Annotated in this window: 13 protein-coding genes and 3 pseudogenes; 9 read left to right on the top strand and 7 right to left on the bottom strand. The window is 69.8% G+C overall.

The window, feature by feature from the left end; genetic code table 11:
• The first annotated feature begins 2 nt into the window (after positions 1–2).
• From ACQP1N_RS02835 to ACQP1N_RS02810, 6 genes and pseudogenes are all read left to right on the top strand, one after another.
• The gene (locus ACQP1N_RS02835; RefSeq protein ID WP_433228913.1) at positions 3–1,289 is read left to right on the top strand and encodes a TIGR02679 family protein; all 1,287 of its coding nucleotides are present in this window, start codon (positions 3–5) and stop codon (positions 1,287–1,289) included.
• A 160-nt stretch (positions 1,290–1,449) separates the two neighbouring features.
• Positions 1,450–1,827 (top strand): helix-turn-helix domain-containing protein, encoded by a 378-nt coding sequence (locus ACQP1N_RS02830; protein ID WP_433228911.1) that lies wholly within the window; start codon positions 1,450–1,452, stop codon positions 1,825–1,827.
• Positions 1,828–1,965: 138 nt separating this feature from the next.
• Positions 1,966–2,358 (top strand): hypothetical protein, encoded by a 393-nt coding sequence (locus tag ACQP1N_RS02825; RefSeq protein ID WP_433228909.1) that lies wholly within the window; start codon positions 1,966–1,968, stop codon positions 2,356–2,358.
• Entirely contained in the window at positions 2,358–2,975 is a 618-nt protein-coding gene (locus ACQP1N_RS02820; protein ID WP_433228907.1) for a hypothetical protein, read from the top strand. Before ACQP1N_RS02825 ends, ACQP1N_RS02820 begins: the two co-directional genes overlap by 1 nt.
• A complete protein-coding gene (locus ACQP1N_RS02815) occupies positions 2,966–5,074 on the top strand; it encodes a CHAT domain-containing protein (RefSeq protein WP_433228905.1) in 2,109 nt (702 codons plus the stop codon). Before ACQP1N_RS02820 ends, ACQP1N_RS02815 begins: the two co-directional genes overlap by 10 nt.
• A 195-nt stretch (positions 5,075–5,269) precedes the next feature.
• Positions 5,270–6,024: pseudogene (locus ACQP1N_RS02810) on the top strand (transposase family protein); the annotation flags it as partial.
• A 196-nt stretch (positions 6,025–6,220) separates the two neighbouring features.
• Here the strand turns inward: ACQP1N_RS02810 and ltrA are convergent.
• Positions 6,221–7,600: a group II intron reverse transcriptase/maturase gene (ltrA, locus tag ACQP1N_RS02805; protein ID WP_433228903.1), complete on the bottom strand. Its 1,380-nt coding sequence runs from the start codon at positions 7,598–7,600 to the stop codon at positions 6,221–6,223.
• 1,441 nt (positions 7,601–9,041) lie between these two features.
• Between ltrA and ACQP1N_RS02800 the strand changes: the two genes are divergently transcribed.
• Entirely contained in the window at positions 9,042–10,709 is a 1,668-nt protein-coding gene (locus ACQP1N_RS02800) for an FAD-dependent oxidoreductase (protein WP_433228901.1), read from the top strand.
• A 789-nt stretch (positions 10,710–11,498) separates the two neighbouring features.
• On the opposite strand, the pseudogene ACQP1N_RS02795 reads toward ACQP1N_RS02800, so the two are convergent.
• The 3 genes and pseudogenes from ACQP1N_RS02795 to ACQP1N_RS02785 form a co-directional block, all read right to left on the bottom strand.
• Positions 11,499–11,752 (bottom strand): annotated as a pseudogene (locus ACQP1N_RS02795) (gas vesicle protein K).
• A 351-nt stretch (positions 11,753–12,103) separates the two neighbouring features.
• Positions 12,104–12,532, bottom strand: a complete 429-nt coding sequence (locus ACQP1N_RS02790) for a gas vesicle protein (protein WP_407642247.1) — start codon at positions 12,530–12,532, stop codon at positions 12,104–12,106.
• Between the two features lie 443 nt (positions 12,533–12,975).
• Positions 12,976–13,578 carry a dihydrofolate reductase family protein gene (locus ACQP1N_RS02785; protein ID WP_067805579.1) on the bottom strand — a complete coding sequence of 201 codons (603 nt, stop codon included), beginning with the start codon at positions 13,576–13,578 and terminating at the stop codon, positions 12,976–12,978.
• Between the two features lie 52 nt (positions 13,579–13,630).
• Here ACQP1N_RS02785 and ACQP1N_RS02780 point away from each other — a divergent pair, with 52 nt between their 5' ends.
• Both ACQP1N_RS02780 and ACQP1N_RS02775 read left to right on the top strand, forming a co-directional pair.
• Positions 13,631–14,071 (top strand): nucleic acid/nucleotide deaminase domain-containing protein, encoded by a 441-nt coding sequence (locus tag ACQP1N_RS02780; RefSeq protein WP_067805582.1) that lies wholly within the window; start codon positions 13,631–13,633, stop codon positions 14,069–14,071.
• A 33-nt stretch (positions 14,072–14,104) separates the two neighbouring features.
• Positions 14,105–14,251 (top strand): annotated as a pseudogene (locus ACQP1N_RS02775) (transposase); the annotation flags it as partial.
• A 124-nt stretch (positions 14,252–14,375) separates the two neighbouring features.
• On the opposite strand, the gene ACQP1N_RS02770 reads toward ACQP1N_RS02775, so the two are convergent.
• From ACQP1N_RS02770 to ACQP1N_RS02760, 3 genes are all read right to left on the bottom strand, one after another.
• Entirely contained in the window at positions 14,376–14,825 is a 450-nt protein-coding gene (locus ACQP1N_RS02770) for a hypothetical protein (RefSeq protein WP_067805585.1), read from the bottom strand.
• A 447-nt stretch (positions 14,826–15,272) separates the two neighbouring features.
• On the bottom strand, positions 15,273–16,307 hold the full coding sequence (locus ACQP1N_RS02765; RefSeq protein ID WP_433228898.1) for an ABC transporter ATP-binding protein: 1,035 nt from the start codon (positions 16,305–16,307) through the stop codon (positions 15,273–15,275).
• Positions 16,304–17,815 (bottom strand): ABC transporter permease, encoded by a 1,512-nt coding sequence (locus tag ACQP1N_RS02760; protein WP_084263403.1) that lies wholly within the window; start codon positions 17,813–17,815, stop codon positions 16,304–16,306. The genes ACQP1N_RS02765 and ACQP1N_RS02760 overlap by 4 nt, the downstream gene beginning before the upstream one ends.
• Positions 17,816–17,820 lie beyond the last annotated feature (5 nt).

Here is a 17,820-nt window from a genome sequence, read left to right as displayed (position 1 = left end):
CAGTGGCCATCGACCTCCCCAGGCTGCGCCGGACGCTCGGCGATCCGGAGTTGGCCCGGCTGGTCGCGGCGCTGGCGCGCAGGATCGAGCTGGGGCGTCCGCTGACCGGACGGCTGATCCTGTCGCGGCCGTCCGACGCCGAACTGCGCGCCATCCGCGCCCTGCTGGGCTCCGGCCGGGCCGGAGTGCGAGGCGGCTCGGTCACCGTCCCCCTGGACAAGGTCGCAGCGACGCTGGCCGAAGCCGCGATCGCACCCGACCTGCGCTCCGCCGTGCAGGCCCTGGTGGGGCCGATCACCCCGAGGACCGTGGCGGCGGCCGCCGAGCAGACGGCCCGGGACGCGGCGGAACGGACACTGGCCACGGGACGGCACGCTGGAACAGCCTGGTACCGGGCGTGGGCTGAGGCACTGACCACCGAGGGGACGCTCACCCGGCTGATCCACCGAGGCGACACCGCGCTTCTGGGCGCGGCCGTCTCCGTCCTGGATCTGCTGCCCGCTCCCGGCAGCCCGCTGCCAGTCATCGCCGAACGCGCCACCGGAGACACCAAGGCGCTGTCCGGCACCCCACTCGCCGGACTGGTCCTGCGGGCCCTCGTCCACCGCGCGCAGGCCGATCAGCCGCGCGACGCGGAAGCCGAGCGAGCCCTCTGGGAATCCGCCGGCGTCATCATCGACGACCTCTCCAGCCAAGTCCTGGTCCTCGGCCTCGCCGCGGACGGCGAAGGTCCCTTGGCCGACTGGCTGACCCAGGCAGCCGCCCGGCGCACACCCTTCCGGATCACTCTGCACCAACTCGTCACCATGCCGATCGAGCGGTCCGCAACGGTCGTGCACGTCTGCGAGAACCCGTCGGTGCTGCGCGCCGCCGTCTCCGCTCCGATCGCCATGCCGCTGATCTGCACAGAGGGGATTGCCTCAGCTGCCTGCCACCGGCTACTGACGTCCATCGCCGGGACCGGGACGCGGATCCGCTGGCGCGGCGACTTCGACTGGACCGGCCTGCGCACCACCGCCTCCGCAATCGACCGCTACGGCGCCGAGCCCTGGCGAATGTCCACCGTCGACTACGAAACGGCTCTGGCCGCCGGAGACTCCGAACCCCTGCGCGGCTCCCCCGCGTCCAGCCCCTGGGAACCCGTCCTGGCCACACGGATGCGCCGGACGGGCCGCGCTGTCATGGAGGAGCGGTTGATCCCCCTGCTGCTCACCGATCTCTCGGAAGCGGCGCCAGGAGGAGAGACGACCCCAGGTGGTGGGCCTGCCACGAACATCTCGGCACTCTGAGCCACATGCGTAACACAGCCTGCAGCGAGTAGCCGCCGTGTCGCGCAGCGCAGTAGAACGACGCGCAACCACGTGACGTGGAGCGAGCGGTGAACGCACGACGGGTCTGCGAGACGTCCCACATAGGACCGGCAGACCATGCCTACGAGAGGAGCGAGTGATGGCCGGGCACACCAAGTGGAAGCTCGACCGTGAGCGGCGGCTGCGTGAGGGAGCGGCCAGCCACCCCGAGTACGACCTGACCGGCCTTGACCTTCGGCTCGGCAACATGGTCCGCGAGCGCCGCAGGGAACTGGGACTCACCCAAGCAGAAGTGGCCGAGCTCGCGGATATCACACAGCCTGCGCTGTCGCGTATCGAGGGCGGCGGAGGTGTGCCGACCCTGGCGATGCTGGACCGGATCGCCAAGGCCATGCACACCACAGGCGACCTCATGGAGCTCAACGGCTGGTCATCACCCCAGATGCTCCGCCGCTACGGCCGCAGCGCCGCCAGCACCCGAGCCCGCCGCACCTACGACCGCATCATGGAGGACTAACCAGGAGTACCGGTGATGGCGGTGCATGTACGGGAACAGGGCCACCGGTCATGGAGCGCGCGAGCAGCGACCTGAGCGCAGCCCCGGCCCTGGGCTTGCACCGCTCGTCACCCTTGTGGGATCGAAGTCCTGCATTACATGGCCAAGAGTATGGAAGCCCTGTCGGCGCGGCGCGGGATCAGCGACAATTGCCGGGTGACCTCCCCTGGCATGCACCTGCCATTGGCCTGGCTGGAAGAAAGTCCTGAAGGGCTCGCCGACGAGGCCGTGGCACTCGTCCAGGTGACTCTCGAACCCGAAGCCGACCCCGACTGGATTTCCGTCGACGGAGTGTGCCCGAAGTGCCGCGGGCCGCTGCACCACCGCCAGCCGGTCAGAACCGTGCTTGCTCGAGAGCCGGAGTCCAACGGACGGAACGCCGAGGTCTACGAGGCGGTCGTGTTCTGCGATTGCGGAATTCACCATGAAGGCGCGGACCCCGAACTCACTGGTTGCGGACGCTCCTTCCGGCTGATCGTCAAGAGCGCGTAATGCCGATCACGGTGCAGCCCGGGCCTCCGCCGTCCCCGCAGGAGGTGGCCGAGACCAGACGGCTGATCCAACTCGCCGAAAGCGTGCTGCCCCGCACCCGTGAGGTCGCTGAGAAGTGGCGCAACGGGCTGGCCTTGCTCAGCGGCGTCGTCGTCGCAGCGGGAGTGGTGAAGGGGCGCGATTCGATCCAGGACGTCGCTTCGGGCTACCGGATCGCCGTCGGCGTGCTCCTGGCCGTCGCGGTCGTGCTGGGGATCGTGAGTCTCGTCCTGGCAATGCTGGCATCGTTCGGTTGGCCTTCGCCGGTCACGGTGCACCGATCGGCGGATCTGGCCGCCTGGGAGCGGCGGGAAAGCCGCCGCGCCGTGGCCCGGCTCCGCTGGTCGATGGCCGGCTCGGTGGCCTTCGTGTCCCTGCTGGTGGCCGCGATCGCCGTGACCTGGTACGCGCCGGCCAAGGCGACGTACGTGAAGGTGGTCATGGAGGACGGGTCGAGCCAGTGCGGCAAGCGGCTGACCAGTGACGCCGGCATGTTGAAGCTGCAACGCCGCGACGCGACGGTGAAGATCGACGCATTGAAGGTGGCGTCGGTCGCGCCCGTGGACGCGTGCACGTAGCCGGTGGCGACGAGCCGCCCCCGCCGCCGCGGCCTGCCGTCCACGATGTCCTCGACACGCTGGTGGGGGCCTTGGTGCGGTCCTGTCTGGGCAGGCCGCGCGACGACGACGCCGAGTTGTGCCGTGCCCTGCTGCCGGTGATCAACGTTCCGGAACTGCCGCTGGACGTGCGCGGCGCCGTCGCCGGAGCCGTCTGCGTCGCCCTGGGCACGGCTGTTCCCGATGAAGAGGCCGAACTGCTGCTGACCACGCGGGACGCGGCCCTGCGGCTGTGCCGTGAGGGCGGCGACGAGCTGCGCGTCCTGCTCGGCGCTGCGACGCTCGGGCTGCTGGCGCCGGTCGGCGAGGCGGGGGAAGCGGCTGCGGATCTGATCACCGCGACCCGGGCCGCACGGTCGGTCGAACAATACGAGCTGAGCCTCTTGTTGGCTCGGCGCGGGCTGGAACAGGACGGGCTGGACGTGCGGCAGCGCGTCTTTCTGCTTTTGACCGTCGGCAACCTCGCCGATGATGGGGACGCCGTGGCCGAGGCGGACCGGCTGCTGGCAGACCTGCCAGACGACGATCCGATGCGCGATCTGGCCGAATCGCTGGTCGGCCTGCGTTCGGACCAGCCCAAGCCGGCCGTGCTGAGCTCGGCCGGTGAGGCGGTCGAGCGCAATGACCGTCCGGCGGCGGCCCACGACCTGATCAAGGTGTTCGCCGACCTCCGGGCGGCAAGCGGCGCCGACGACGAGCTCATCGGCGGCATGGAAGCCACGATGGAAGCGTTCAGCGCGCCGGACATCAACCTGGACGGTGCACGCGCCGGATTGACGCGCGTCATCGGACATTGGAGGGCCCGCCAGATCCTCGGCGAACCACCGCCCGCGGCCCGCGCCGGAATCGAAATGGTCATGGACCTGCTCAGCCTGCAGGCCTCCTCCGATGAGATGATCTTGCTCTGCGAGCTCATCGAAGCACTCGCCGACGCAGGGCTGTCCACTTTAGACGCCCTGACCAGCCACGCCGCGGTCCCCGAGGCGTTCGCCGCGGCCGTCACGCACTCCACGCTGGCCTACCGCGCCTCGGTAGACCCACGCTGGCCCGACCTCGGCACGCTCATCGGCGACCTCGGAACCACCGACGCCCTACTGCTGCGCATGCAGCGGCGGATGACCGACGGCCGACAGACCGTCATCGCGGTGCACCTGCGGCCACCGGTCGGCATCGCTTACAAGAGAGCCCTGTTGAGCGACACCGGACTCGCGACGCTGGAAACGCTCAGCACTCAGAGTGCTCGTGCGGTGGAAGGCGTGTCGCGCTCGGCGGTCAATCGCCTGGTCGCCGAAATCATGCCCCGATCACTGACCGGCACGGAGCATCCGGCTCCGCCCAGCCTGACCGTCCTGCCCGACGGTCCGTTGTGGTCGGTCCCCTGGGGCGACGCCGCCGTCGCTGGCAGCCCACGGGCACCGCTCCCGATCACGGTGTCGCCATCGATGACTCTGCACAACCGGCTGCCCACTGGCCTGCCGCCTATCCGCACTGTTTTCGCGATCGTCGACGACACCATTCCCGGCGCACGGCCACTCGTCCAAGCGCTTGGAGACGCATCCCCGGCATTACAGGTCGAGCAGCTGGCAGGTCTGAACGAACTCCCCCCGACCCCTGGCAGGGAAGACATGCTGCTGGTCTATGCCCATGGCGAGGGGGAAGGGCTGTCCTACCGCCTCCATCTCCCCGGCGGCACGGTCACCGGCCTCGACCTGGCGGCCTTGCCGTTGCCGCCTCGCGCCATCCTGGCCGCATGCTGGTCTGGCACCGCACCACCGCGAACCTTCCCCCTGTCCCTCCCCGCTGCACTCCTCCTCGGCGACGTCAGCACTGTCGTCGCAGGATTGTGGCCGCTACCGTCCCGACCTACCGGCGCGATCCTTTCCCTCCTCGTAAAGGAGATCACCGGCGGTAGCCCGCTCGCTTCCGCACTTCGAACCGCCGTCGCCCAGGCCGGCTTCGCCCATGTCGTCGATAGCAGTGGCCTAACGGTGTTTGGACGTGAGGACGCACCGGCGAATGAAGCCTCGCTGGACCCGCACCCTCTGCACGAGAAGCACTAATTAGTTTGTTCAGCGGAGACCACACAGAGCCTTTTTCAGCGGCAATTCCGTGTGCGCTGATCACAGAGCCCTTTCCACCTTGATCGTGGTGGTCACAGGGTGGTTGCGGGGGGGTGGTGGAGTCGGCCGGTAACGCAGTGAGGCCCCTGGTAGATGCGAAGTCGACCAGAACAACCGCACTGCCAGGAGCCTCTGGTGTTGTTCCATCGCGCTGCGCTGGATCTGTCGCCCGCTGCCCGCACCTTCGTGGCCGAACTGATCGAGGCCCATCGCGACCGGATCGGATCGCGCCGGCGAGCGCTGCCGACTGGGAGCCAGGCGCTGCCGGCGCTGGTGCACCTTCGCCGCAACGAGACCTTCGCCCGCCTGGCCGCCGCGTTCGGCGTCGGCATCGCAACCGCGCATCGCTACGTCACCGAGGTCATCGCCCTGCCGGCCGACCTGGCCCCGGACCTGCGGGAGGCGATGCGGATCGCGCAGCGCAAGGCCTACGTCATCCTGGACGGCACCCTGGCGCCGATCGACCGCCTATCGGGGCGAACGACCGGTTGTACTACAGCGGCAAGCACCACCGGCACGGAGTGAACATCCAGTTCCTGACCGACCCGCGCGGCCGGCTGATCTGGGCCTCGCCCGCGCTGCCGGGCTCGACGCACGACCTGACCGCGGCCCGCACGCACGGCATCATCGACGGGCTCACCAGCCGCGCGATCGCCTGCCATGCCGACAAGGGATACCTCGGAGCAGGCGGCGCGATCGGAACCCCCTTCAAACGCAGAAAGCGCCGCAAGCTCGGCAAACGCAAGAAGCTGTTCAACCGGCACCACGCCCAGGTCCGCGCGCTTGGCGAACAGGGCGCCGCCACCCTCAAACGCCGGCACATCCTGCGCAAAGCCCGCTGCTCACCCAACCGGATGACCACCATCGTCCAAGCCATCCTCACCCTGCACCACCAGGGCGAACGAGGTTGTAGGGTCGGGAGCTGGCGCGGTGACATTTGTGGCGGTAGGGCTCGGGGCCTGTCTTCCGCCGGTTTCCCGGTCGGGTGTGCTTTCCCCGATGACCGTGGCCAGTTCTGCTCCGTTTCCAGCTCCCGCCCGTCAAACCGTGCATGCGGTTCTCCCGCACACGGCTTACCGACGTCGTTCACCGGCGGCATTCGGTCTTTCCCCGCCAAGGCTTTCCGGCCCTGGGTGCGACGACGATTCCATACAAGCTGATCAGGCCGAGGTCGATGGGCCGCGCGTTGCTCATGACCCACCATCCGAACTTCGTGCTGCGCCGGTGTTTCTTGCTGACGAACCGCGCCAGCCGCCACTGCGCGAATCTCCTGATCTTGCTGAGACGCTCTGCCGAGTGCCCGTACTTGAAGTACGCGACCCAGCCGCGGAGAAACCTGTTCAGGTCCTCCGCGATCGTCTCCGGCCGTCGCGGCAGCCTGCTCCGGTCGGTGATCTCCCGGATCCGGTCGCGGGCGTGCCGCATGGCCCTGTCCGCGGGCCGGCGCGCGAGGAACACAAAGCCACGTCTGCCGTTGACGCCTCGGGATCTGACGAGCCGATGATGAAAGCCCAGGAAATCCAGGCCCTCCCCACCGACCTCCAGATGAACGATGCGGGTCTTGGCCGCCTTGGGCTCCAACCCCAACCCGGCCAGCAGCTCGCTCAACCGGGCAAGAGCCCGTTCGGCCTGACTGCGCGACCAGCACATCGCTATCAGATCGTCTGCGTAACGGACCAGCACCCCATCCGCTTCGTCCCATGCCCGGTCGAGCCGGTGCAGATAGACGTTGCACAGTACGGGGCTGATGACCCCGCCCTGCGGGGTGCCCGTGACATCACGTCGCACCTGCCCGTCCTCCATCACCCCGGCGCGCAGAATCTGCCGCAAGAGTTTCAACAGGGTCCGGTCACAGATGCGTTCCTCGACCGCTCGCATCAACTCATCGTGCGGGATCGCCGTGAAGCAGTCGGCGATATCCGTCTCCACCACCCACCGGCGCCCTTTCGCCTGCTCGTCGATGAGCACTTGCAGGGCGTCATGTGCTGACCGCCGGGGCCGGAAGCCGAACGAGCAGTCGCGCATGTCAGCCTCAAAGACCGGTTCGAACACGATCTTTAAAGCGGCTTGCACGATTCGGTCCCGAACGGCCGGGATTGACAACGGCCGCCATTCGTCCCTGACCCCCGGTTTGGGAATCAGGACCCGGCGAGCGGGCAGCGGACGATAGCGGCCTTCCCGAAGCTCAGCAGCCACTTCCTCCAGGAGCCGGGCGATCCCGTACTCCTCGACTTCGGCCAGGGTGGTCCGGTCGATGCCCGGTGCGCCGTTGTTCGCGCGCACCGTCACCCACGCGCGCTGCAGGACGTCTCTGCGATAGACCTTGTCCATCAACGCGTGGAACCTGCGTCCGGGATCGGCCTTGGCCGCCCGGTAGAGCACATGCTGCAAGGCACGGACCGGATCACGCGGCACTGACGTCCGACGCGATCCCGAAGCGGCGGCAATAGCCTGACCGGCACTCACCGGGCCTCCTCCTCAACATCACGTGCATCGACGAAGCAGTGGCCCTTCCCTCACCGCCGGTTATGTTGTCCGGTCGGCTCGATCAGTACTACGGCCACCTCCGACGCCCTTCCGGCACGCCACCCATTTCCCGAGGTCATCGGTTATAAGGTGCGACGCTCCAGCAACAATTTCCGCAGGCCACTGGGCCGGGGAGGGCCTCCCCAGTTCCCGCCGCCACTATCGGCACGTTCCGCGCCCCATACGCCGGGGAGTTCCTCGCGGCTGCTTCCAGGCTCTTCACCGCTTCCATGGCCTTCACCCCGATTCCGAGAGGCTCGGCACTCCCTTGCCCCACCCTCACGGGCGGGTGAGTAACGACGCCGCAGGCTTCGCTTCACGCTACGGACCGCACCATCGCTCCCCCTCTCAGGGCCTTTGACGCTGGGCTTCGACCCCGCCCGTTTCCAGACGAAACCACCAGCCTGCTACCGGGCCTCCTGGCAGCTACCCGGACCGGACTTCCACCGGCAAGCGACGACGAGCTTACGAACAAGATCAGCCGCTCACGCGGCATCACCTCCCGTTCTGCTGGGCGCACGAAAAAGGCTCACTGATCTTGCTACGGATCAGACGATGATGGGGTGAGCGCAAACAGGAGACGTGTCGCCTTGGACTTGGGTACCCGGGACGTCTGTTCGGGACAGAAACACCGGATCAGGATGGAATCGAGCAGGCCAGCCTACCGACGATGCCGAGTTGCTAGATCAAGCCTCGGCGGGCCGCCCAGACAACTGCTTCGATCGGCGTGTTTACGTTGAGACCTTGGTTGAGAGCGCGAGTTGCCCGCGTGATTCGTTGTGCTCTGCGTTCGCCGGCGGCCTGGTCCAGGTGTGCCAGGGGCGGGCAGCGGTGGCGTTGCCGGACGCGATGGAGGGGTGCAGGCCGAGCCGGGCCACAGTCGGCGGGAGACGCGCAGGCCGATGAGGCGGCGGGGCAGGCGGGCCGGGCTGTGGTGCGGGCGGCCGGTCGCTCATCCCGGCTGCTCCCGGCGGGGCGGTACCGGCCCACCGCGCTGCGGTGGTGTGCGACAGCCGCCCCGGCGCAGCGACCTGCTCTCGTCCGCGACGTATCGGGGCACCCAGCTTGGCCAGCGGGGCCTTACGGCGTTGGGGTGGCTCCACACCACGCCAGGAGGTCCTCCCCATTTCAAGATCGTCTTGCTCGTGTCGCTGTCACCGACGTCCATGGGCAGTGCACTTAGATAGTTCATGCGTCGATCTGCCGCACGTTGAAGCTGGACGGTTCTGGGCTGTCGCTCATCGGGACCGGGGCACCCGCGTAGGAGACGCGAACGCCGCATGTGTCGTATGTCACCGGCGCCGTCCGCGCCAGGCAGGAATGGCCTGAATTACGGCAGTGTCATACCCCCAAGGGTATGTGTCTACTTCGGGAGGTTTCTGTGAAGGTCGTCATCGTCGGCGGCGTCGCCGGGGGCATGTCCGCCGCGACCCGGTTGCGGAGACTCGCTGAGCATGCCGAGATCGTCGTCCTGGAGCGTGGCGGATACGTCTCGTTCGCCAACTGCGGATTGCCCTACCACGTCGGCGGCGTCATTCCCGAACGCGACGATCTGCTGCTGCAGAGCCCCGAGGGTCTGCGTGAACGGTTCGGGCTGGACGTCCGGGTCCGGCACGAGGCGCTCGGCATCGACAGGACCGAACGGCGGGTCAGAGTGCGTGACCTGACGACCGGGAGCGAGTACACCGAGGACTACGACACGCTCATTCTCAGCCCAGGCGCGGGCCCGGTCGTGCCACCCGTCCCCGGTGCGGAACGCGCGCTCACCCTGCGCGACATCGACGACCTCGACCGCCTGACGTCCGCGTTGCGCGGGAACCGGGACGGCGCCACCGCGATGACGGCCGATGGCGCGGGAAAGGCGGTCGTCGTGGGAGCCGGGTTCATCGGCGTCGAGGTCGCCGAGAATCTGCGGCACCGCGGCATCGAGGTCACCATGATCGAACTGGCCGACCAGGTGCTCGCACCGCTCGATCCCGAGATGGCGGCTCCCGTCGCCGACCGGCTCCGGGCCGGCGGCGTGCGCCTGCGGCTGGGCGTCCAGATCAACGCGATCGATGACGACGGCGTCGAACTCTCCGACGGAGACCGGGTTCCCGCCGGGACGGTCGTCATGGCGATCGGTGTACGACCCGAGACCGCCCTGGCCCGCGCGGCGGGCCTGGAGATCGGTGAGCGCGGCGGGATCGTGGTCGACGAGCACATGCGGACCTCGGACGCCGACATCTTCGCGGTCGGCGATGCCGTGGAGAAGCGGGACGCCGTCGGGGGCACCCCCGCGCTCATCGCGCTGGCGAATCTGGCCAACCGGCAGGGCCGGATCGCCGCCGACGCGATCTGCGGTCTGAAGAACACCGTCCGTCCCGCCGTCGGAACCGCGGTGGTGAGCGTCTTCGGCCTCACCGTCGCCGCGACCGGCTGGAACGAGAAGCGGCTCCGCGCCGTGGGGCGCCCGTACCGGGTGATCCACACCCACGGCTCATCACACGCCGGCTACTATCCCGGCGCGCGTCCGCTGGCTCTGAAACTGCTCGTCGATCCGGACACCGACGCCGTTCTCGGGGCCCAGGTCGTCGGCGAGGACGGCGCGGAGCGAAGGATCGACGTGCTGGCCACCGCAATGGCGGGCGGCCTGGCCGCCTCCGAGTTGATCCAGCTTGAACTGGCGTACGCACCGCAATACGGGTCGGCCAAGGACCCGGTGAACATGCTCGGCTACGTGGCCGACAATCTGCGTGCCGGAACCAGCCGAACGGTGCAGTGGCACGAACTCGCCGCCCTCGCCGCCGACGGCGCGCGACCGGTCGATGTGCGCAGTGAGCGCGAGTTCGCGGCCGGAGCGATTCCCGGCGCGATCAACATCCCCCTGGACCGGCTGCGCGATCGCATCGACCAGCTCCCGGACGGCGACCTGGTCGTCTACTGCAAGGGCGGCCAGCGTGCGTACAACGCCCTGCGGATCCTCACGCAGCATGGGCGGACGGCCGTCAACCTGGATGGCGGGTACCTCACCTGGTCGGCGGGGACGGGAGCGGCCTCCGCCACCTGAACCGCCCCGCACGGTGCCGCGCGTTCAAGATGATCGCCGACGAGGCGGCCGCCGTGGCCAGGCCGGACGTGCGACCGTTGAACACGGATCCACCTCCAGCCGTTCGAGGCGGTACTCGCCGACGTCCATCCTCTGTCCGCCGGCGACCAATGGTGGGGCCGCCCGCAGCGGAGGCCCTGGCTCGGCGTGTCAGCCGTGACCGGTTGCGCAACCGACCGTGGCGGTCGAGGGTGCCGTGGCCGCAACCGTGATCTTCTTTTCGAAGATCGCAATCGCCGCCGCCGGGCAGGCGACCGGTACCACTGGTAGGACGTACCGATGGTCGAAGTCGAGGAGCGCCACCGGCAATACCAGGAGGGTGATGGCTGTCCCCCAAGGCAGCAGCGTGCCACGGCGTAGTCCGAGCCCACCGGCGAGGAATGGGCCGTGCAGATAGGCGGGATATTGGTAGCCGCGCAGAAATCCGGAATAAGGCTCGACGGAGTAGTAGACGCCGCCGGTGCCGGGATCATACGCAGCGAGGTGATCTCAGCGATTCACCGGACGTAGCCGTGTTCGAAATGCTGTACCCGCTGAAGGGGGCGTCCGAGATCGCTTTGCCGTGGCCGGCGCCGTCGTCCCGGACTGGTTCCGCTGCTGGAGTGCCCGGGGAGTTGCGTGGCGTTCGGCTGGGCCGTTGGGCCGGGTACTTGTGCCCGGTGCTCAACTTGCGTGAGCTGTCGTTCGGTGACGGGACGTTCCACTACACGTTCTTCAAGGGCGCCGCAGTGAACCCGGCGGGCGGGCCGGTCAGTCGCCCGGGAGGAGCGGGTCGAGGGGGCCCAGGTCGAGGTTGAGGTCCTGGTCGTCCAGGTTGAAGTGGTCCTTGAGCCGGGTCATGGCCTCCTCCAGCCGAGGTCCTCGATCTGCTGGTCGGTCAGGTCGCCGCCTTCGCGGCACAGCGCCTGCCGTTCCATCAGCCGGCGGATGAGCTCGACGAGGGTCAGCACCAGTTTGACCAGGTCCCGCTCGACCGTTTCGGGGTCGGACCGCAGCCGCTGCATCGCCCGGTATGAGTGTTTCCGTGGCCCCTCCGCCTCCGGGGCGGGGCACGGTGTTCGGGGCCGCGCGTGGGGCGCGCCGGGATGTCGCCGGTGAACGTGTCGCTCGCGGCGCGGTCCATCAGGGCGCGGGTGGTGGCCTCCAGCCAGGCCAGGTCCTCCAGGTTGGCGCGCAGCGCCGCCTCGCCGTATTCCTCCAGCCGGACGGTGCTGCCCAGCGCGGTCAGCACCGTCCGCGACCACGCCGCGCACGAGCGCGCCCGCGACCCCGGCGGCATCGCGCAGCGCGGGCGGGTCCAGGCCGCGCCACGCCGTACAGGTAGACGGCGGTGTCGCCGCTGGTCCGGGTGCCGGTCATGATCCGGACTCCTTCCCACGCGCTTCGGCGTCCACCGTGCGGCCCTGCACGGTGCCGGTGTCGGCGGGGCCAGCCTCCACCGCGCCGGACGCGCCGGATTCCAGTGCGGCCAGGCGCTCGCGCAGCCGCCGGTTCTCCTCCCGCAGTTCTCTAGTGGCGTGGCCTTCGCCGGCCTCGTCACGGCGGGCCTTCGACGACAGTGAGGGGTCGTGCTCCCACCAGTCGATGCCCATCTCTTTGGCCCGGTCCACCGACGCCACCCGCAGCCGCAGTTTGATCGTCAGCAGGTTGATCTGGACGTCGCCGACGATCACGATGCCCTTGTCGAGGATGCGTTCCGGCAGGCCCGCCAGGTTGGCCGACTGTCGTTCCCCGGCCATCGACCGCGACGGCGCCCGGCCGCCGGCCCAGGAGATCTCGCTCACCGGTCCCAGCTCCTCTCCACTCGTCCGCGTGGGCAGCGGCAGGCGCGGCGGCCGGTCACCGCGGTGACATGGTCGGCCGCGCGTTCGGCGGCCTCGGGCGCGGACGGCATCACCGGCTCCCCGCTAGCCGCCGGGCCCTTGGCGGGCGCGGCCCTCTTTCAGCCGGCGGATCAGGTCCTCCTCGCGGACGGCGGCCTCCTCCTCGGTGATCTGCTGCATCTTCGCGGCGATCCGCGCCGGGTCGTACAGTTGCGCCTCGGCCTGCTCGGCAAGGATTTCCGCCGCCGGCGCGGCCCCGTCCAGCAGGACCCGCCCGTCGGTACGGACACCACGGCGGCACTCTGCGACGCCGCGGCATCCGACCCGGACGATGACCTACCGTGACCACTTCACGGACGTTGAGCCAGATCCGCTAACGGCAGGGCACGGTTCGCCTCGGCGTGTCAGCCGCCGCGGTTGCTCGGGAGCTCCCCGGTGGCCGGTCGATACCGCAGGTCGACGGCCTGAACGGGGTCGCCGTCATGGATGCGCTCCCAGCGCACCGGCTCGATGCCGGGGCAGTCGAACAGCCGGATGCCCTCACCGAGCATCACCGGCACCAGATGGACGTAGAACTCGTCGATCAGGCCGCGGACGACGCATTGGCGGGCGATGTCGGCACCGAAGATCTCCAGGTTCTTCCCGGCCGCGGCGGCGAGCCCGGTCTCGACCGCCTCGGCGACGTCGCAGTTCAGGAAGGTGACTCCGGAATCGGGGACGGCGTCCTCGGGGTGGTGGGTCAGCACGAAGATCGGACCACTCCACGCGCCACCGTACGCCCGCTCGGACGCCCTACCAGGATTCTCCCGGGCCCAGGCGTCATAGCCGCGCCGCCCGGCCAGGATCGCCCCGGTAGTGGAGACCGCCTCCTCGAACAGCCCGGGACTCAAGGTCACACCGGACATCCAGTCCATGGCGTGGTCGGGACCGGCGATGAAGCCGTCCAGCGACATCGTCAGATGCCACAGCACCTTGCCCCTCGCCCCTGACCGCGTCACATCCGTCATTGTGCTCCTCCCGTCGGGTCCGCCTTCCCTGGTCGGGTAGCCGGCAAGCAGGATGACCACCGGAAGCCGACGAACTCATCGGCCGCTCCGGACGAGGCTTCTGCGGATCGACCGGTCCGCCCTGCGGGACGACGAGTCCTGGTGGCCCCGCGTCCTCGAACTCATCCGGCACGCGTTGAGCTACCCCGCCTCGGTCGCCTTCGAGATCGAGGAACTCGGCGGCCGTAAACGCATCGAGACCGAAGAGACCCGCGTCGGCGTCGAGCATCCCGAGCACCTTCTCTGGGACCGCCTCTCGGCCCAGGGCGTCCGCCCCGAACAGGTGACCCGCGTCTACACCGAACTGCAACCGTGCTTCATGCCGGGCAATTACTGCGCGATATGGCTTGCCCAGTTCACCAATGCCGAATTCACCTACAGCTACGACTACGGCGCAACCGCCCGGGAACGCGAAGCGGGCCTCCTCGAACTGATCAAGAACGCCGCCACCTGATGCTCCGGCCGCACCGGGTTCGCGGCCGTCGACGGCGAACGGCGCCGGGCCGGCGACCGGAAGGCGGCGGCGGCGATCGTGTGCGTGGCGACCACCGGCTGTACCTGGCGGCGGTTCCCGCCGGTCTTCGGCGCGTCCTGGCAGACGGTCCACCGGCGCTCCACCGAGTGGACCCCGGCGTGGTGTCGAGCGCTCCCACCGGCTCGGCCGGCACCGCCGGATGTCGAGCGCACGGTGTCGTGGCCGAACGGATTCCGCCGCATCACCGACTGAACCGGGATGGCTTCGCGGCGGAGGGCGAGGATCAGGCTTGGTTCGGCCTGGTCGCGCGGAAGAACAGCGTTTCGTACTCCTCCTCATAGAAGGAGATGAAGGTTTTCCTGTCGTGCGAGACGAACATCAGGTCGGCGCCGAGTACGCGGACGACCTGGGCCGCCCAGCCCGATTCGCGCACCTGGCAGTCCAGCCACGGGAAGTGCTCGATTCCGGTACCCAGAAAGAATCTACCGGTCACGTTCTCGATGACCAGGCGCTCGATCCAGAGGGCGACATCGTTCTCCGCCGAAGCGGACGCGTCGGGAGACGAGGCGGCCCGGTTCATTTCACGGCGCGCTTCGTAAACCCACGGCGGCGTCTCGTCCACGCCGTGGAACTCTCGGCAGTCGAGAGCGGACGGCCGGGATTTGAGCTCGGCGGCGTCTTTCTTCTGCTGCAGCCGGATACGTCGGGTCCTAATATCCTCTCCCAGCACCATGGCTCCTATTCTGGGCAGTCGAGGTGATGCTTCCCGCCGAGCGCGTCGGTCACGGACCACCGGCAGCCCCGCCGCGTTGGTCTCGACGCGGGTCATGTTCCCGATCAGGACCCGGCCGTTCGAGTCCGGCGGCATCCTGCTCTGCCACCGCACCCGCGTCACAACCCCGGCACCCTAACGATCTTGATCTCCAGACATCCGGTCTTCCTTGAGGGGCAAGGCGCGGCGGCGAGCCGAGCTGACGCCGGGTCGCTCCGATGGACGCGTGGGTGCCGCCGCCCGAATCGGCGCGGCCGAACCCCTGTTCGTACGGGCGGACAGGGATCTGGTGCCGGGCGATATCGGGTCCGGCGTTGCCGGTTCATGGCACCCGCGCGGTGGCTCTGAGCTGTACTTCGCTCGTGTCAGGGCCCGGACGCCGCAGTCCGGCCGTGCTCGGTGTACGGGTCAGCGCTGGTGGAAGGTGGCCTGGCCGGTGATGTGGATGCCGGTTCGGTCGCCGGGGCGGAGGGTCACGTGGCCGGCCACCCGAATGTCGACGGGCTCGTCGAGACCGTCCACGGTGATGGTGATCATGGCGTCGTGGCCGTAGTAGCGGACGTCGGTGACCGTCCCGCCGGGGATCGTGTCACCGGGTTCGGTGAGCCGCAACTGTTCGGGACGCAGGACCACGGTCCCCCGGTGGGGGGTTTCACCGGTCGTGCGCACCTTCACGGTGCCGAGTGCGGTGGTGGCCGTGCCGTTCCCGGCGGTGCCGGGAAGAAGGACGGCGTCGCCGACGAAGCCTGCGAGCCAGGGGTTCGCGGGGCGGGTGTAGACGTCCTGCGGCGAACCGCACTGGGCGACCCGCCCATCGTGGACGACGGCGACGAGGTCGGCGACGGACAGTGCCTCCTGCTGGTCATGGGTGACGAGGAGGGCGGTGGCTCCGAGGGCACGCAGGGCCGCGCGGACGTCGGCGCGCAGCCCGGTGCGCAGCGCGCTGTCCAGGGCGTTGAACGGTTCGTCGAGGAGCACCAGTGCCGGTTCGGGGGCGAGGGCGCGGGCCAGGGCGACCCGCTGCTGCTGTCCGCCGGACAGTTCGTGCGGCATCCGGCCGCCGTATCCGGCCAGGCCCACCAGTTCGAGCATCTCCTCGGTGCGCCGGCGGCGCGCGGCCCGGTCGGTGACGCCGAACGCGACGTTGCGGGCGACGCTCAGGTGGGGGAACAGCGCGCCTTCCTGGGGGACGATGCCGATGCGGCGGCGTTCCGGGGGGACGTGTGCTCCGGGGCCGGTCAGGACGCGTCCGCCCACGGCGACGGTCCCCGCATCGGCGCGGAGGAAGCCCGCGATGATGCGGAGCAGCGTGGTCTTCCCGCACCCCGAAGGGCCGAGCACGGCGGCCAGCGAGCCGCCGGGGACGGTGAGGTCGAGCCCGTCCAGGACGGTCGCGTCCGGGCCGTAGGCCTTGGTCAGGCCCTCGATCCGCAGATCGGTCATGTGCGCTGTCTCCCGAGGAGGTAGGAGGGGACGGCCGCGAGCAGGATCAGCGCGGCGGCGTACGGTGCGGCGTCGGCGTAGGACGCGACGCCGGTCTCCGTCCACAGCCGCGTGGCGAGGGTGTCCATGCCGGTGGGGCGCAGCAGCAGGGTGGCCGGCAGTTCCTTCATGCAGACCACGAAGGTCAGGGCGGTACCGGCCGCGACACCGGGGGCGGCCAGCGGCACGGTCACGGCCCGCAGGACGCCCAGTGGACCGCGGCCGAGGGAGCGGGCGACGTCTTCCAGGACGGGCGGTGACTGCAGGACGGCGGCGCGGGTGGCGGCGACCGCGAGCGGCAGGAACAGCACCGCGTAGGCGCAGACCAGCAGCGGCAGTTCCTGGTAGAGCGGGGCGGCGTAGCGGACCGCGAAGAACACCATCGCCAGGGCGACGGTGATGCCGGGGAGGGCGTGTCCGGCGTAGGCGGCCTGCTCCAGCAGATCCGGGAGCCGTCCCCGGTGGCGGGCCGCGACGACGCCGACGGGCAGCGCGAGTGCGGCGGTGAGCCCGGCTCCGGCCGCGGCCACGGCGAGGGTGACGCCCGCGGTGTTCGCGAGCCCGGCGGGATCCCAGGTGGAGCGGTTTCCCGTCGCCAGCCAGTAGGCGAGCGTGGCCAGCGGGAAGGCGACGGCGACGGCGACGACCGTCCCGCACCACGCCAGGGCGGGGGCCGCCGTCCGGCCGAGGGGGACCGGGACGGGAGGGCGTGCCGTTCCGCTTCCGGTTCTGGCGTGTCCGCGCCGCCCGCGGGTGCGTGTTTCCAGGGCGACGAGGGCCACGGTCATCACCACCAGGACGACGCTCAGGGCGGCGGCCGGGGTGCGGTCGAAGCTGGCCTGGTAGGAGGTGTAGATGCCGCGGGTGAACGTGTCGTACCGCATCAGCGACACCGCGCCGAAGTCCGACAGGGCGTACAGCGCGACCAGCAGCGCGCCGCCGGCCGCGGCGGGGCGAAGCTGGGGGAGGGTGACGCGGAAGAAGGTCCGGGCCGGCCCGGCTCCGAGGGACCTGGACGCCTCTTCCTGCGCGGGGTCGATCCCGCGCAGTGCCGCGGTGACGGGCAGGTAGACGTAGGGGTAGCTGACCAGGGTCAGTGTCACCGCCGACCCGGCGAACCCGGCGATGCCCGGCACCGCGGACAGCCAGGCGAAGGCGGCCACGTAGCTCGGCACGGCCAGCGGCAGCGTGACCGCCACCGCCCAGGCGCGGGCGCCGGGCAGCGCGGTGCGCACGGTCAGCCATGCCAGGGAGATCCCCAGCAGCAGGCAGGCCGGTACCACCACGGCGGCCAGGGCCAGGCTGCGTCCCATGAGCAGGGCGGTGGTCTCGGTGGTGACGACGCTCCAGGCGAAGCCGGCGCCGCGCTCCAGCGCGCGCACGGCGAGGTAGCCGAGCGGCAGCAGGGCGAGGGCGCCTGCCAGGCACGCCGGGCCGAGCAGGACCCAGGGGGCGCGGGTGCTGGTCATCCCGG

The organism is Actinomadura formosensis, assembly GCF_050948385.1.
Lineage (GTDB): Bacteria > Actinomycetota > Actinomycetes > Streptosporangiales > Streptosporangiaceae > Spirillospora > Spirillospora formosensis.
Note: the sequence above shows the minus strand (reverse complement) of the source record. Positions and strands in the feature narration are given on the sequence as shown.

Coding starts and splice junctions, on each gene's coding strand:
- ACQP1N_RS02830 (WP_433228911.1), top strand. CDS start 1,450: ATGGCCGGGCACACCAAGTGGAAGCTCGACCGTGAGCGGCGGCTGCGT.
- ACQP1N_RS02825 (WP_433228909.1), top strand. CDS start 1,966: ATGGCCAAGAGTATGGAAGCCCTGTCGGCGCGGCGCGGGATCAGCGAC.
- ACQP1N_RS02820 (WP_433228907.1), top strand. CDS start 2,358: ATGCCGATCACGGTGCAGCCCGGGCCTCCGCCGTCCCCGCAGGAGGTG.
- ACQP1N_RS02785 (WP_067805579.1), bottom strand. CDS start 13,578: ATGACGGATGTGACGCGGTCAGGGGCGAGGGGCAAGGTGCTGTGGCAT.
- ACQP1N_RS02780 (WP_067805582.1), top strand. CDS start 13,631: ATGACCACCGGAAGCCGACGAACTCATCGGCCGCTCCGGACGAGGCTT.
- ACQP1N_RS02770 (WP_067805585.1), bottom strand. CDS start 14,825: ATGGTGCTGGGAGAGGATATTAGGACCCGACGTATCCGGCTGCAGCAG.
- ACQP1N_RS02765 (WP_433228898.1), bottom strand. CDS start 16,307: ATGACCGATCTGCGGATCGAGGGCCTGACCAAGGCCTACGGCCCGGAC.
- ACQP1N_RS02760 (WP_084263403.1), bottom strand. CDS start 17,815: ATGACCAGCACCCGCGCCCCCTGGGTCCTGCTCGGCCCGGCGTGCCTG.